Annotated in this window: 17 protein-coding genes; 10 read left to right on the plus strand and 7 right to left on the minus strand. The window is 70.8% G+C overall.

Features of this window, described 5'->3' with window-relative positions:
- Positions 1–6: 6 nt before the first annotated feature.
- Positions 7–135, minus strand: coding sequence for a hypothetical protein (locus WH85_RS53860; RefSeq protein ID WP_281179112.1), 129 nt, complete (start codon positions 133–135; stop codon positions 7–9).
- Between the two features lie 136 nt (positions 136–271).
- Between WH85_RS53860 and WH85_RS33940 the strand changes: the two genes are divergently transcribed.
- Complete coding sequence (locus tag WH85_RS33940; RefSeq protein ID WP_045746182.1) at positions 272–1,831, plus strand: glycoside hydrolase family 3 protein; 1,560 nt, start codon at positions 272–274, stop codon at positions 1,829–1,831.
- Positions 1,832–1,901: 70 nt separating this feature from the next.
- On the opposite strand, the gene WH85_RS33945 is transcribed toward WH85_RS33940, so the two are convergent.
- Positions 1,902–2,189: a GNAT family N-acetyltransferase gene (locus WH85_RS33945; RefSeq protein WP_045746183.1), complete on the minus strand. Its 288-nt coding sequence runs from the start codon at positions 2,187–2,189 to the stop codon at positions 1,902–1,904.
- A 43-nt stretch (positions 2,190–2,232) separates the two neighbouring features.
- Here WH85_RS33945 and WH85_RS33950 point away from each other — a divergent pair, with 43 nt between their 5' ends.
- From WH85_RS33950 to WH85_RS33980, 7 genes are all read left to right on the plus strand, one after another.
- Positions 2,233–2,559: a hypothetical protein gene (locus WH85_RS33950; protein WP_045746184.1), complete on the plus strand. Its 327-nt coding sequence runs from the start codon at positions 2,233–2,235 to the stop codon at positions 2,557–2,559.
- A gap of 77 nt (positions 2,560–2,636) precedes the next feature.
- Positions 2,637–3,461, plus strand: a complete 825-nt coding sequence (locus tag WH85_RS33955; protein ID WP_045746185.1) for a DUF1206 domain-containing protein — start codon at positions 2,637–2,639, stop codon at positions 3,459–3,461.
- Positions 3,462–3,594: 133 nt separating this feature from the next.
- On the plus strand, positions 3,595–4,770 hold the full coding sequence (locus tag WH85_RS33960) for a mechanosensitive ion channel family protein (RefSeq protein ID WP_425394681.1): 1,176 nt from the start codon (positions 3,595–3,597) through the stop codon (positions 4,768–4,770).
- 85 nt (positions 4,771–4,855) lie between these two features.
- On the plus strand, positions 4,856–5,290 hold the full coding sequence (locus tag WH85_RS33965) for a phage holin family protein (RefSeq protein ID WP_045746186.1): 435 nt from the start codon (positions 4,856–4,858) through the stop codon (positions 5,288–5,290).
- A complete protein-coding gene (locus WH85_RS33970) occupies positions 5,287–5,583 on the plus strand; it encodes a DUF3618 domain-containing protein (protein ID WP_045746187.1) in 297 nt (98 codons plus the stop codon). The genes WH85_RS33965 and WH85_RS33970 overlap by 4 nt, the downstream gene beginning before the upstream one ends.
- Positions 5,583–5,855 carry a DUF4235 domain-containing protein gene (locus tag WH85_RS33975; protein ID WP_045746188.1) on the plus strand — a complete coding sequence of 91 codons (273 nt, stop codon included), beginning with the start codon at positions 5,583–5,585 and terminating at the stop codon, positions 5,853–5,855. Before WH85_RS33970 ends, WH85_RS33975 begins: the two co-directional genes overlap by 1 nt.
- A 348-nt stretch (positions 5,856–6,203) precedes the next feature.
- Positions 6,204–6,407 carry a cold-shock protein gene (locus WH85_RS33980; protein ID WP_013732668.1) on the plus strand — a complete coding sequence of 68 codons (204 nt, stop codon included), beginning with the start codon at positions 6,204–6,206 and terminating at the stop codon, positions 6,405–6,407.
- A gap of 227 nt (positions 6,408–6,634) precedes the next feature.
- Here WH85_RS33980 and WH85_RS33985 read toward each other — a convergent pair whose 3' ends face one another.
- The gene (locus WH85_RS33985) at positions 6,635–6,835 is read right to left on the minus strand and encodes a hypothetical protein (RefSeq protein ID WP_245674210.1); all 201 of its coding nucleotides are present in this window, start codon (positions 6,833–6,835) and stop codon (positions 6,635–6,637) included.
- 41 nt (positions 6,836–6,876) lie between these two features.
- The gene (locus tag WH85_RS33990) at positions 6,877–7,854 is read right to left on the minus strand and encodes an aldo/keto reductase (protein ID WP_045746190.1); all 978 of its coding nucleotides are present in this window, start codon (positions 7,852–7,854) and stop codon (positions 6,877–6,879) included.
- A gap of 72 nt (positions 7,855–7,926) precedes the next feature.
- Here WH85_RS33990 and WH85_RS33995 point away from each other — a divergent pair, with 72 nt between their 5' ends.
- Complete coding sequence (locus WH85_RS33995) at positions 7,927–8,697, plus strand: trans-aconitate 2-methyltransferase (protein ID WP_045746191.1); 771 nt, start codon at positions 7,927–7,929, stop codon at positions 8,695–8,697.
- A gap of 19 nt (positions 8,698–8,716) precedes the next feature.
- A complete protein-coding gene (locus WH85_RS34000; protein ID WP_045746192.1) occupies positions 8,717–9,736 on the plus strand; it encodes an adenosine deaminase in 1,020 nt (339 codons plus the stop codon).
- On the opposite strand, the gene WH85_RS51820 is transcribed toward WH85_RS34000, so the two are convergent.
- The 3 genes from WH85_RS51820 to WH85_RS34010 form a co-directional block, all read right to left on the minus strand.
- Positions 9,726–9,884, minus strand: a complete 159-nt coding sequence (locus WH85_RS51820) for a hypothetical protein (RefSeq protein ID WP_169792521.1) — start codon at positions 9,882–9,884, stop codon at positions 9,726–9,728. The genes WH85_RS34000 and WH85_RS51820 overlap by 11 nt on opposite strands.
- 19 nt (positions 9,885–9,903) lie before the next feature.
- Positions 9,904–11,973, minus strand: a complete 2,070-nt coding sequence (locus tag WH85_RS34005) for an RICIN domain-containing protein (protein WP_245674211.1) — start codon at positions 11,971–11,973, stop codon at positions 9,904–9,906.
- A gap of 386 nt (positions 11,974–12,359) precedes the next feature.
- A complete protein-coding gene (locus tag WH85_RS34010) occupies positions 12,360–13,781 on the minus strand; it encodes a HAMP domain-containing sensor histidine kinase (RefSeq protein WP_083449457.1) in 1,422 nt (473 codons plus the stop codon).
- Between the last annotated feature and the right edge of the window lie 2 nt (positions 13,782–13,783).

Genomic DNA, 13,783 nt, shown 5'->3' on the forward strand with positions numbered 1-13,783 from the left:
GTACCCCTATTTGCCGCCGAACATGCGGCGGATGGCCCAGAGCAGGAACAGCACGGCGAGGGCCACGCCGAGGAGGCGGACCGCGTGGATCTCCGACCAGTCGACGGTGGCCTGTGCCAGTGGTGTGAGGGACACGCCGACATCGTACCGGGATCAGTCACAGCTAATAGAAAGGTTTGTTGACTAAAAGCGGATCGGGTGTGAGCATTGGTCCCCGGACGAGGGAGAACGTTCACATAGGTGTACGTGAATGCATCGGAGGTACGGGGGAATGTCCCTTCACGGCGAATTGCCGGAACTCGCCGCCGCGGTCCTGCAACCGGGATTCGTCGGCACGTCCGCGCCCGACTGGGTCCGCCGGTGGCTCGGCTCGGGTCTCGGCGGGGTGGCCCTGTTCGCCCGCAACGTGGAGTCGCCCGCCCAGATCGCGGCCCTCACCGCCCAGCTGCGCGCGGAGAACCCGGACGTGATCGTCGCGATCGACGAGGAGGCCGGTGACGTCACCCGGTTCGAGTCCCGTCACGGCAGCTCCCGCCCGGGCAACCTGGCCCTCGGCGCCATCGACGACCCGGAGCTGACCGAGGCGGTCGCCCGGGACCTCGGCCGCGAACTGGCCGACGCCGGCATCACGCTGAACTACGCGCCGGACGCCGACGTCAACAACAACCCCGGCAACCCGGTGATCGGCGTCCGCTCGTTCGGCGCCGAGCCGCACCTGGTGGCCCGGCACACCGCCGCCTTCCTGCGCGGCCTGCAGTCGGCCGGGGTGGCCGGCTGCGCCAAACACTTCCCGGGACACGGCGACACCAGCGTCGACTCGCACCACGACGTGCCGGTGATCGCCCGCAGCCTGGACGAGCTGGACGCGTGCGAGCTGGTCCCGTTCCGGGCCGCCATCGGGGCCGGCGCCCGTTCGGTGATGACCGGCCACCTGGTGGTCCCGGCGTACGACCCGGAGCTGCCGGCCACGCTGAGCCCGCGGATCCTGACCGGGCTGCTGCGCGGGGAACTGGGCTTCGACGGCCTGATCGTCACGGACGGCATCGAGATGCGCGGGGTCAGCCGTAAGTACGGGCTGGCCGGCGCGACCGTCCGGGCCCTGGCCGCGGGCGCCGACGCGATCTGTGTCGGCGGTGGATACGACGACGAGCGGACCGCGATCGAGCTGCGTGACGCGATCGTGGCCGCGGTCCGGTCCGGGGAGCTGAGCGAGGACCGGCTGCGCGACGCGGTGGACCGGGTTCGTGCGCTCGGTGCCTGGACGACCGCCCGGCAGCGCGAGACCGGCGCGCGGGCGGTGGCCGACGCGGCGCGGACCGGTGTGGCGGTGCTGGGGTCGACGATCGGGTTCGCGGCGGCCCGGCGCGCGGTGCTGGTCACCAGCACGCCGGCCGGGCCCGCGCTGCCGCTGTCCGGGGCGCCGCACGTGGTCGAGTTCGCGCCGGAACGCAACATCGCGATCGGCAGCGAGACGCCGTGGGGGATCGGGGCGCCGCTGGCCGAGCTGCTGCCTGGCACCACGGCGGTCCGGTTCGACGAGGCGGACCTGGCCGGCCTGGCCGACCCGGCCGGCCGGGTGCTGGCCGGCGGCGGCGAGCGCCCACTGGTGCTGGTGGTCCGCGACGTGCACCGGCACCCGTGGATCGCGGCGGTCCTGGCGGGGGTCCTGCACCGGCGACCGGACGCGATCGTGGTGGAGATGGGCATCCCGGTGACCGTGCTCGGTGGCGTGCACATCGCCACGCACGGCGCGACCAGGGCGCTGGGCCGGGCGGCCGCCGAGATCATCGCCGGATCGCCGGTGCCCGCGCCCCAGCCGCTGGCCGCCTAGGGGTTGTATCGAAGTGGGCGGCCGGGCCACGTCGCCGCCCGTCTCCCACTTCGATGTGGGCCCCGGTCCGTCAGGAACGGGCGACCAGGTCGGCGTACTGCGGGTACTCCTCGATGTACCGGGCGAAGTACGGGCAGGCGGGCACGACCTTCTGCCCGCGACCGCGGATGATCTCCAGGGTGCCCGCGGCGAGTCTGCCGGCGAGGCCCTGGCCACGTTTCTCCGGGGCCGTCTCGGTGTGCAGGATGATCAGGACCCCGTCGCGGACGTGATAGGTGGCCAGAGCGCCGACCTCCCCGTCCACGACCAGCTCGAAGCGGTGCTCGGCGGCGTTGTCCAGCACTTGGTAGTCGCTCATCCGGCACAGCTTAGGGTTGTGCTCACCGCGTACCCTGATAAGGGTGTTGATCTTCAAGCCCCGACCGCGTCTGGCCGCCGCACTCGCCTCGGCCACCCTCGGCCTAGCGCTGCTCACCGCATGCGGTGACGACGTCAGCTGCGGCCTCGACCAATGCACCGTCTCCATCGCCCGCGAGACCAACGCGAGTGTGAGCGTCCTCGGTGTGGAGGCCAAGTTCGTCAGCGCCGACGACAACTCGGTGACCCTGGACGTCGCCGGCGAACAGGTGAGCCTCACGACCGGCGGAGCCGCCACCGAGGTGGCCGGGCTCCAGGTCCAGCTGGAGAGCGTGACGCAGGACCAGATCCAGATCGAGGTCTCCCGCTGACCGGACACGAGCGATAGCACATCACCGGCGCTGACACACGACGTTTGACGAACGTCGCTTTCGGTGACATGAGGGCCATGTCCACCGCAGCTTCGAACGTCAAGAACACCGCGTCGCGCGCGGCCGAGAGTAAGCCACTGGAGTACCTCGCCCGGGGCGGCTTCATCGGCTACGGCATCATCCACCTGCTCTTCGCCTGGATCGCGCTGCAGGTCGCCTTCGGCGGCTCCGGCCAGGACAGCGACCAGTCCGGGGCACTGCAGACCATCGCCCAGCAGTCCTTCGGCAAGACCCTGCTGATCGTCATCGCCGTCGGCCTGGGGGCGATGGCGATCTGGCAGGCCTTCGAGGCAGCCATCGGTGAGAGCGGCCCGCAGGACCGCACCGCGATGGCCGAGCGGGTCCTCTCCGGCGTCCGCGCCGTCCTCTACACCTACCTGGCCTGGAACGCGATCAAGATCGTCCAGGGCGCCGGCTCCTCGATGGGCGACAGCAACGAGAGCATGACCGCGAAGCTGATGGATTCCAGCGGCGGCCGTCTGCTGGTCGGCGTGATCGGCCTGGTCGTCCTCGGCGTCGGCGTCGGCATGGCGTACTACGGTTACAAGCGGAAGTTCACCAAGCACCTGAACACCCAGGAGATGCAGGCCGGCACCCGCAAGCCGATCATCCGGCTGGGCATGGCCGGTTACATGGCCAAGGGCACCGCGTACGCGATCGCCGGTCTGCTGGTCGTCAGCGCCGCGCTGAACTACGACCCGGACAAGGCCCGTGGCCTGGACGCGGCGCTCAAGACGCTGGCGGGGTACTCCTGGGGCGTCTGGGTGCTGGCGCTGATCGCGGCCGGCATCGCGGCCTTCGGCGTCTACTGCATCGCCCAGGCGAAATACCGCAAGATCTGACCTTTCGGTACCACGGTCCGGCCGAGGCGGCAGGTGTGAGGTTTCTCCGACATCTGCCGCCACCGGTGTTTCCGCCGCCTCTGATGGGCAACGTGGAACGTCGGCAACGAGCACCGATCGTGGAGGTAAGTTCGTGTCCGACGTCATGACTGCCGTGGTCGCCGTGGTAGTGGCGGCCGCCGCGGCGATCGTCCTCGTCGAGGTGATCCACCGGCTGATGAAACGAGCCGGACGGACGTCCGTGCTGGCAGCGGACCTGGCGAAGACGATACACAGACCGTTTCTCACCGCCGTCATCCTTCTCGCCGCGCAACAGGCGATCCGGGTGTACGCCGGAGACTTCCCCGGCCGGGCCGGCGTCATGCACGGCCTGGTCCTGTTCTGCATCGCCGCGTTCGCGTGGCTGATCGGCGCGCTGTCGCTGGTCCTCGAGGACGTGGCGCTGGCCCGCTGGCGTACCGACGTGCCGGACAACCGGCGCCGGCGACGGATCAAGACCCAGGTGGTGATGCTGCGCCGGGTCACCGTGGCCGCGATCGTGGTGATCACGGCCGGGATCATGCTGATGACCTTCCCGGGGGTCCGGGCGGTCGGCGCGAGCCTGCTCGCCTCGGCCGGACTGATCAGCGCCGTCGCGGCACTGGCCGCCCAGACCACCCTCGGCAACGTGTTCGCCGGCATCCAGCTCGCGTTCAGCGACGCGATCCGGGTGGACGACGTGGTCGTGGTGGAGCAGGAGTGGGGCCGGATCGAGGAGATCACCCTGACCGTCGTCGTGGTGCAGATCTGGGACGACCGGCGGCTGATCCTGCCGACCTCGTACTTCACCACCAAGCCGTTCCAGAACTGGACCCGGACCACCTCGGCGGTGCTCGGTACGGCCGAGATCGACGTGGACTGGTCCACCCCGGTCGACGCGCTCCGCGGCGAGTTGCAGCGGGTATGTGAAAGCTCCGACCTGTGGGACAAACGGGTCTGCGTGCTGCAGGTGACCGAGGCGACCGACGGCCGGATCCGGCTGCGGGCGCTGGTCAGCGCGGCCGACGCGGCGGCCCTCTGGGACCTGCGCTGCCTGGTCCGGGAGGGACTGGTCTCGTGGATCTGGGAGAACCAGCGTGCCGCCCTGCCGCGTCTGCGTGCCGAGGTGGGCGACAAGCTGCGCGACCCGCGGCCGGTGAACTCGCGTCCCCTGCACCACGCGGACCTGGACGCCAACTCGGACGCGGCCCGGGTGTTCGGCGGCGGCGACGACGGCGAGGCCCGTGGAGCCGCGTTCAGTGGGCCGGAACCCGAACCGGCCCGCAACTGACGGCTTACCGTCTCTTCCGTGGTGCATCCAGGATTGAGTGGAGTGTGATCAGGGCATACACCGTGCCAACGGAGAGGGGGACACGATGGCCGATGTGGCGCACGAGGTTCCGGCCCGGCCGATCGCCGAGCAGTCCACCGCGGAACTGGTGCAACGCGCGAGCGAGCAGCTGAGCCGCCTGGTCCGGGACGAGATGACCCTGGCCAAGGCGGAACTGGCCGAGAAGGGCAAACGCGCCGGGATCGGTGCGGGTCTGTTCGGCGGCGCGGGCGTGCTTGCCGCGTACGGCGTGGGCGCTCTCATCGCCACCGTGGTCATCGCGCTCGACCTGATCCTGCCGCTCTGGCTCGCCGCCCTGATCGTCACCGTCGTGATCTTCGGAGTCGCCGGGGTGCTGGCACTGCTGGGCAAGGGGCAGCTGAGCCGGGCGGTCCCGCCCGAGCCGCAGTCCGCGATCCAGAGCGTCAAGGCGGATGTGGACGAGGTCAAACACGCGGTCAAGGAGCGTAGCCGGGCATGACGGACAACAACGGCTCCGCGGCGAAACCCGATCTGGTGGCGCTGCGCGAGGAGATCAGGCAGACCCGGGCCGAGCTGGGCCAGACCGTGCAGGCCCTGGCGGCCCGCGCGGACGTCAAGGCGCGCGCCCGGGAACAGGTGGAACAGACCCGGCAGCGGGTGCTCACCCAGGCGTCGGCGGTCACCCGGCGTGCCTCCACCGAGGTACGCGCGAACCCGTTGCCGATGGTGCTGGTGGTCGCCGGCCTGGCGGCCGTCGCCGGGGTGATTCTGATCGTGCGGGGGAGGCGTTGATGGCGGGGCGTATTCAGAAGACTGCGATGAAGCCGGTGAACATGGCGCTCGGCTTCGCGGCCGGCGCGGTGGCCGGGCTCGTCTTCAAGGAGGCGTGGAAGCTCGTCGCCGGCGAGGGTGACGCGCCGGATGCGAACGACGAGGAACGCGGCTGGGGCGAGGTCCTCGCCGCCGCGGCGTTACAGGGTGCGATCTTCTCGCTCGTCCGGGCCGCGGTCCAACGTGGTGGCAACATCGGGACCCGCAAACTGACCGGACAGTGGCCCGACTAGATCATCTTGTGTATCGACAGGAGTCTTGCCGGTCCCCCGCTTCGTGGTCACGAAGTGGGGGACCTTTTCCATATCGGTCACCCATTGTTGGATTCCTTCGAGGGGCAGCTTTGCAGGCCGTTTTTCGGGTACAGTGTGCCCAGTTTTTGCGTACGTGGTTCGCTGCTTCCGCTTGACTGCGGGGCACCGGTTCCCTCCCGGGTGGGATGCCAGGTGTCAAGTGGTTCGAGTGGAGGGGACGTCCTCTGAAAGGGCCGCCTCGCGGCGCCGCTGCTCGAAAACGGTCATCGGCCCCGCGTTCCGCTGCCGTGGTTCTGCGGGCCGGCATTTTCAGAAGGAGAGTTCAGCATGGCGCAAGGAACCGTGAAGTGGTTCAACGCAGACAAGGGCTTCGGCTTCATCACCGTCGACGGCGGGGGTGCTGACGTGTTCGTCCACTTCTCGGCCATCCAGAGCAGTGGTTACCGCACTCTGGAGGAGAACCAGCGGGTGGAGTTCGAGATCGCCCAGGGCCAGAAGGGCCCGCAGGCGGAGCAGGTTCGCCCGCTCTGAGACCTTATCCGCCGGTCGTGAGACCGGCACGCCGACCGCCTGGCGGAGGTCGGCCCGACCGTGGCCCCGCAACCTCGTCGAGGGTGCGGGGCCTCTTTCGTCGTCAGCGCAGCTTCTCCTGAAGCGTCGGTGCATGCCTCTACTGGAGCGTCAGTGCAGCTTCTCCTGAAGCGTCAGCGCGGCCTTTCCTGAAGCGTCAGCGCAGCTTCTTCCGAAGCGCCGGGCGTTCAGGGCAGGGCCGCGGAAGCCTCACGAGCGGCTGTCCGGCGGCGCATCCCGATGACTATGAGAACGAGTCCGGCAACGGCCGACCCGCCACCGGCCGCCGCCATCACGATCTCACCGTGCAGAAGACTGTCGGTGAGGTAGTTCAATCCCTGAAGCGTCCACACCGCGCCCACCACGAGTGCCAGCAGACCGAGTGACATCGGAAGCCAGCCTCGTAAACGCGGCGTCTCGTTTTCATTGTTCACCATTTGTCGTGCACCTGGGGGCGAATCAGCTCATCGTAGGTCGCAGCGATCATTTCTCGGCTTTCCGCCGAGATCGGCGGAAGATCGGCGGCGGCCGCGTTGGCACGCGCCTGTTCCGGGTTACGGGCACCCGGGATGACCACGGTGACGCCGGGCTGGTCGATGATCCAGCGGAGTGCGAACTGCGCCATGGTGGCGCCGGCCGGAACGAGCGGGCGCAGCCGGGAGACCGCCTCCAGTCCGGTCCGGAAGTCCACACCGGAGAACGTCTCGCCGACGTCGAACGCCTCGCCCTGCCGGTTGTAGTTGCGGTGGTCGTCCGCGGAGAACGTGGTGTTCTCGTCGTAGCGGCCGGAGAGCAGGCCACTGGCGAGCGGGACCCGGGCGATGATGCCGACACCGGCCTCCGCGGCGGCCGGCAGCACCCGCTCCAGCGGCTTGAGGCGGAACGCGTTCAGGATGATCTGCACGCTGGCCACCCCGGGACGGGCGATGGCGGCCAGGGCCTCCTCGACCTTCTCGACGCTCACGCCGTACGCCGCGATGCGCTTCTCCTGCACCAGGGTGTCCAGGGAGTCGAACACCTCGTCCGAGGAGAACACCGGGGTGGGCGGGCAGTGCAGCTGCACCAGCTCCAGGGTGTCCACGCCGAGGTTCTGGCGGGAGCGGTCGGTCCAGGCCCGGAAGTTGTCCAGGTGGTAGTTGGCCGGCTCCTGCGGCAGGCGGCGGCCCATCTTGGTGACCACGGTCAGGCCGGGCTTGTCCTTGACGAAGGAGCCGACGATCTGCTCGCTGCGGCCGTCGCCGTAGACGTCGGCGGTGTCGATGAACGTGACGCCGGCGTCCACGGCCGCCTGCAGGGTGGCGTGCGCGTCCTCCTCGCTGACCTCACCCCAGTCGGCGCCGAGCTGCCACGCGCCGAGGCCGACCACACCGGCCGACCGTCCCATCCTCCGAAAGCTGCGATTTTCCACGTCGAGACCCTACCGCCCGCCTGGTAGGTTGAAACAGTACGCACGTACGGTTTTAAAGAAGCAGGAGGCGCCATGTGGGATCCCGCGCTGTACGGACGCTTCGGCGCCGAACGTTCCCGCCCGTTCTTCGACCTGGTCGCCCAGATCGGCGCCCGATATCCGCGGGCCGTCGCCGACCTCGGCTGCGGACCCGGCGACCTGACCCGGACGCTCGCCGAGCGGTGGCCGCTAGCCCGGGTGACCGGGATCGACAACTCGCCGGAGATGATCGGCAAAGCCACCGCCCAAGGCGGCCCGGTCGGCTTCGAGCTCGGCGGGATCGCCGACTGGCACCCGGAACCGGACGTCGACGTGATCGTCACCAACGCCGCCCTGCAGTGGGTTCCGGAGCACCGTGAGCTGCTCGTCCGCTGGGCCGGCGAACTCATCTCCGGCGCCTGGATCGCGATGCAGGTCCCCGGCAACTTCGACAGCCCCGGCCACCGTGCCCTGCGCGACCTGGCCGGCGAGGCGCCCTACGCGGACCGGCTGGCCGGCGTGGTGCGCGCGAACCCGGTCGACGACCCCGAGGACTATGCGGCCCTGCTGACCGCCGCCGGGGCGACCGTGAACGCCTGGGAGACCACCTACCTGCACCTGCTCCCGGACGACGGACCGGACCACCCGGTGCTGCGCTGGATGGAGGGCACCGCGCTGCGCCCGGTCCGTGCCGCCCTCGACGACGAGGCGTGGACCGCCTTCCGTGCCGAGCTGGGCGAACGGATCGCCGCCACCCATACCGCCGGGGACGGCCTCGTCGCCCTCCCGTTTCGCCGTATCTTCGTCGTGGCACGGGTTTCGTGATCTCTTGAGGAGCAGTGTTGTGACCGATCTGGACTCGTTCATCGCCGGCCTGCCGAAGGCCGAGCTGCACGTCCACCATGTGGGTTCGGCGTCGCCGCGGATCGTGGCCGAACTGGCCGCCCGGCACGAGGGCAGCACCCCGGTGCCGGCCGACCCGGAGCAGCTCGCGAAATACTTCGAGTTCCGCGACTTCGCCCACTTCATCGACGTCTACCTGAGTGTCGTGGACCTGATCCGCGACGCCGGTGACGTGCGCCTGCTGACGTACGAGATCGGCCGGGAGCTGGGTCGTCAGCAGGTGCGGTACGCGGAACTGACCGTCACGCCGTACTCCAGTGTGCGACGGGGCATCCCGTCACCGGCGTTCTGCGAGGCGATCGAGGACGCCCGGGTGAGCGCGGCCCGCGACTTCGGGGTGGACATGCGCTGGTGTTTCGACATCCCGGGCGAGGCGGGACTCGCCGCAGCCGAGGAGACGCTGCGGATCGCCCTCGAGGACCGCCCGGATTCTCTGATCAGTTTCGGACTCGGCGGGCCGGAGATCGGGGTGCCGCGGCCGCAGTTCAAGCCGTACTTCGACAAGGCGCGGGCGGCCGGGCTGCACAGCGTGCCGCACGCCGGCGAGACCACCGGACCGGAGACCATCTGGGATGCGATCCGGGAACTCGGTGCCGAACGGATCGGGCACGGCATCTCGGCGGCCCAGGACGAGCGTCTGATGGCGTACCTGGCCGAGAACGGCATCCCCCTGGAGGTGTGCCCGACCTCCAACCTGCGCACCCGGGCGGTGGCCGACCTCGACGAGCACCCGATCGCGAGGCTCGTCGCCGCCGGCGTGCCGATCAGCGTCAACTCGGATGACCCGCCGATGTTCGGCACCACCCTGGAGCAGGAGTACGCCACCGCGGCCCGCCTGCTGAAGCTGGACCGGGCCGGAGTGGCCGACCTGGCCCGCGCCGCCGTGAGCCACAGCTTCCTGCCCACGGCCGGCAAGGCCGCGCTGACCGCCGAGATCGACGCTTACACGGCTACGGCGTGACGTTCGGATAGAGCGGGTCGGCCCACAGGGCCACCATCGCCGCGGTGCCGATGATCAGGATGGTCATCCAGCGCACCATCTTGCGACGGTTGAACCGGGCCGGCTCCTCGGCCGGCTCGGTCTCGCGGTGACTCAGCAGATCAGGCATGACCGCACTCCCTCGCTCGTCATTCGGGCACCGCCGTCCAGCTCTGGTGCCGCTGGCCGCTGTCCGGCTGCAGCACCAGCACCCTGTGGGTGCCGAATCGCTGGGCGCCCACACCGACCACCAGGTCGGCGGTCGCGCTGCGCAGTGTGAATCCGTAGTCCGAGGCCTGCAGGGTCCAGCGGGCCCCCGCCTCGGCCTGGCAGTCGCCCTGCACCAGGGGCGTGCCGGCCGTCGCCGTGCCGTCCAGCGGCACCACGCACCGGCCACTCGCCTTGGAGATCAGCGAGTAGGTGCCGTTCTCCGCCGGGGCGAGCTGCCACTGCTGCTGGGTGCCGCCCTCGTCGTCGGCGAGGGTGACCGGGCTGCCGTCGGCGGTACGCGCCGCGTACAGGTCGGCGGCGCCGCCGGTCAGCGCGTTGCTCAGCACGAACCAGGAGTTCTGCACGGGGCTTGCGGCCGGGGCGGTCTCCGCGACACCCTTGGCGGCGTACTCCAGAGCCTTGTTCTTGACCTCGACCGTGTATTTCGCGTTGGGTTTGAGACCGATCAGCCGGGCCCGGGTCGACTTGGTCGAGGCGACCGGCTTGCCGTCCACCCACACCTGATAGGTGGCGTCCTTGTCGGCCGCGCTCCAGAGCAGGCGGACCGAGCTGCTGGTCGCCTCACGGATCTCCAGAACCGCCTGCACCCCGTTGTTGGCCACACCGGGCGACGCGATCACACCGCCGTCCTCGTGTTCCAGGGTCTGCTCGTCGTCCCCGAAGGCCACCGCGTCCAGCCCCGGCAGGTCCGCGCCGACCGAGATGTCGACGCCGGGCAGCGAGACCAGCGGGCCGGCCGACTTGGTGGCGCTCGGCGACGCGACGGCGCTCGCCGCGGAGTCCGGTGCGGGCACCGGCGCGGCCGAGGTGGTGCCGCCGGCGTCCGGCACGGTGGCGCCGGGGGCGTCCGGGATGTCGTCGCCGCCGTCGCTGCGCAGCAGGAACTCGCTGAGCGCGACGTTCCAGTTCTTGTCCAGGTAGCTGCCGGGCTCCGGGTCGGTGCTGAAGTAGTCGTCGTGCCCGCAGTCCAGCCGGATGCTGTGCTTCTTGGGGCACTCCTCACGCATCGCCCTGCCGGACCGGTCCTCGCCGCAGAGCAGGTCGTACTCGTCGGTGCAGCTGCCGGTGCCGGTGGAGTTCGGCGAGCCGATCAGCGTCGCGCCCAGCGTGTGGGTCAGCTCGTGGGCGGCCACCGCCGAACTCCAGCAGCCCGAGTCGACCCGGGCGTACGACGGGCCGCCGTTGTTGCGGTTGCCCCGGGTGGGCCGGGTGTCCGCCACGTAGGTGGAGATGCCGCAGTAGACGTTGGTGTCGGAGAAGATCAGGTATTTCCGGTCGGTCCGGTTGTAGCCGAGGTTGCGCAGCGAGTCGACGGTGGCGACGAACGAGTCGAGCGAGCCCGCCGGCAGCTGGATCTCGCTGACGTCCGGCCGGCACTCGGGCGTGGTCACGTAGCGGATGTGACGGGAGCCGCCGGTCTCCGCGGCGCTCGCGTCGTAGATCGCGTCGACGCCGGCCGCCCAGGTGCGGAACGAGTTGAGGAACTTCGCGTAGCGGCTCTCGGTGCCCGCCTCGTGCAGGTAGAGCAGTTGCACGCGCTTGCCGCTGCGGCCGTCGCCGGCGCAGGCCACCGCGTCCGGTCCGAGGATGAAGTCGGCCTGGCCGGGAGCGGCGTCCGGGACGAGCGCCGGGGCGTCCGCGGTCAGCGCGCTGCCGCCCAGGTCACGGGCGATCTCGGCGTCCGGCGGGACGGCGGAGGACTCGCGGCTGACCGTGGTCACCTCGCGGATGCCCTCGGTCACCGGGGCGACGTCGCGGCGCACCGCGAGGCCGGCCGGGGCGGTGTCCGGACCGAACGTGCAGGTCTCCTCATAGAGCTGGTACGCACCGGAGCAGAGCGTCCCGGCGGCGGCCAGTGCGAGTCCGCTGTAGACCAGTCCCTGATCCGGGACGTCCTCCGGCACCGCGGGCATCGTGGAACGGCCGTCGGTGTCGTCAGTGCCGATCACGTGGGGGCCGACGACGGCTCCGACACCGAGCAGAACCATGCCGAGCACCACGGGAAGGAGTCGAACAGTTGCCGAGCGTGCCGAAGAGCCGGATCGTTCGGCTGCCGCGTGGCGCCGCCTCTCCGGTGACGCCTCGCGGAACGCTGGCCGGCGATGCGCGGACACTGCGTCTCCTTGTCGTGCGGGTGACGGTGGGAGGAGCCCATGGGGTGGCCACCTCCCACCGCGCAGGGCTTCGTCGGTCGCGGGGCGATGGGGACGCGCTGCGGGTTGCGAACCGTCGAAGCCGGATGGGATCGGAGGGAACACTGCCAGTCCTGGGGCCCCAGGGGAACGAACTTCATGAAGATATAAGCAAGAGCTGTCCCGGCCGGGTGACAAGGGCCCATCGGCACTTGCCGGTCCGGGACACCGGTGATCGAGTCCTACTCGCGGCCTGGTCGGCCCCGGCGCCGTCGTTCCGGATCGCGGTCGCGTCCGATCCGGCCCCGGCCGACCAGGCCGAAGCGGCTCGGTTGCTTGGGCGTCGCGTCCGCGTCGGCCAGCAGCATGACGACGCTCGCGCCGCCCATCGCCGCCCGGTCCAGGCTCACCGACCCGCCGGTGGCCTGCGCCACCCGCCGGACGATGTCGAGTCCCAGTCCGGTCGAGCCCTGGTTGCTCTGGCCGCGCCGGATCGCGCCCGCCGGGTCCGGGATGCCCGGTCCGGCGTCGTCCACCCGCAACGCCACCCAGCCGTCCCGCCGGGAGATCCCGACCTCGAACGCGGTGCCCTGCGGGGTGTACCGGAAGACGTTGCCCAGCACCGCGTCCAGCGCGGCGGCCAGTTCGGCCCGGGCCACCGGGACCGGGATCCGCAGGTGCGCACCGACCACCCGGTACTGCCGTTCCTGGTCGCCGGCGAGCGCGGACCAGAACATCATCCGCTCGCGGACCACCTCGCTGGCGTCGCACAGACCGTCCTCGGGGGCCGCGACCTGCGCGGCGACCGCCTGCCGGGTGGTGTTGATCAGGTGGTTGACCTCGTCCTCGAGGGTGCCGATCGCCTGCCGGATGCGCCGGATGCCCCGGCGGCGGTCCACCTCGTCGGCGGACAGGCTCATGATCTGGGTGTCGTCCGGGTCGAGTGCCTCGGCGTCCAGCCGCAGCGCGGTCAGCGGGGTCCGCAGCCGGTGCGACAGGTCGGCGACCAGTTCGCGCTCGTCGGTCCGGGAGGTGACCAGCCGGTCGGCCATCCGGTTGAACGCGTACCCGGCCTCGGCCAGCTCACGGGGGCCGGACGGGGAGATCCGCACGGCCAGGTCGCCGTCGGCCACCGCGAGGGCCGCGTCGACCAGGTTGCGGGCCGAGTCGACCGCCCCGCGGGCCAGCCGGTCCACCACGAACACCGCGCAGCCGACCAGGAACACCGCGAGACCGAGCAGCAGCCACCAGTCCCGGGCGGTGTTCTCGTTGAGGTCGGCGTCCGGGACGAACGCCTCCACCACCAGGGTGCGGCCGCCGGCGGTGACCGACTGCAGCCGGACCACACCACCGGGGACGTCGGCCACGGTCGGCTCGGGTGCGGTCGCGGCCCGGTCGATCAGCGCGCCACCGGCCCGGCCACCCTCGCTGGGGGCGATGCCCGGGGTGTGCACGACCGGGTTGCCCCCGGCCGCGGCGATCGCGGCGGCGACACCCTTCTCGCCCGCTCCGGCGGTGATCGCGCCGGCCACCGTCGCGGTCCGCGCCGCGGCGTCGGCGACCGCGGCGTCCCGGTGGTCGTTGCGCAGACCCCAGCCCAGAGGCAGCAGGAAGACCAGCGAGGCGACCGCCGTGGTGGCGGCGGTCGTGTACGCCAGCCGCAACC

Origin of the sequence: Actinoplanes rectilineatus, from assembly GCF_000962825.1 — a bacterium.
GTDB classification, from domain to species: domain Bacteria; phylum Actinomycetota; class Actinomycetes; order Mycobacteriales; family Micromonosporaceae; genus Actinoplanes; species Actinoplanes rectilineatus.

Coding starts and splice junctions, on each gene's coding strand:
- WH85_RS33955 (WP_045746185.1), top strand. CDS start 2,637: ATGTCCACCGCAGCTTCGAACGTCAAGAACACCGCGTCGCGCGCGGCC.
- WH85_RS51820 (WP_169792521.1), bottom strand. CDS start 9,884: ATGCCTGATCTGCTGAGTCACCGCGAGACCGAGCCGGCCGAGGAGCCG.
- WH85_RS33975 (WP_045746188.1), top strand. CDS start 5,583: ATGGCGGGGCGTATTCAGAAGACTGCGATGAAGCCGGTGAACATGGCG.
- WH85_RS33940 (WP_045746182.1), top strand. CDS start 272: ATGTCCCTTCACGGCGAATTGCCGGAACTCGCCGCCGCGGTCCTGCAA.
- WH85_RS33995 (WP_045746191.1), top strand. CDS start 7,927: ATGTGGGATCCCGCGCTGTACGGACGCTTCGGCGCCGAACGTTCCCGC.
- WH85_RS33945 (WP_045746183.1), bottom strand. CDS start 2,189: ATGAGCGACTACCAAGTGCTGGACAACGCCGCCGAGCACCGCTTCGAG.
- WH85_RS33985 (WP_245674210.1), bottom strand. CDS start 6,835: ATGTCACTCGGTCTGCTGGCACTCGTGGTGGGCGCGGTGTGGACGCTT.
- WH85_RS33970 (WP_045746187.1), top strand. CDS start 5,287: ATGACGGACAACAACGGCTCCGCGGCGAAACCCGATCTGGTGGCGCTG.
- WH85_RS34005 (WP_245674211.1), bottom strand. CDS start 11,973: ATGGTTCTGCTCGGTGTCGGAGCCGTCGTCGGCCCCCACGTGATCGGC.
- WH85_RS33965 (WP_045746186.1), top strand. CDS start 4,856: ATGGCCGATGTGGCGCACGAGGTTCCGGCCCGGCCGATCGCCGAGCAG.
- WH85_RS33980 (WP_013732668.1), top strand. CDS start 6,204: ATGGCGCAAGGAACCGTGAAGTGGTTCAACGCAGACAAGGGCTTCGGC.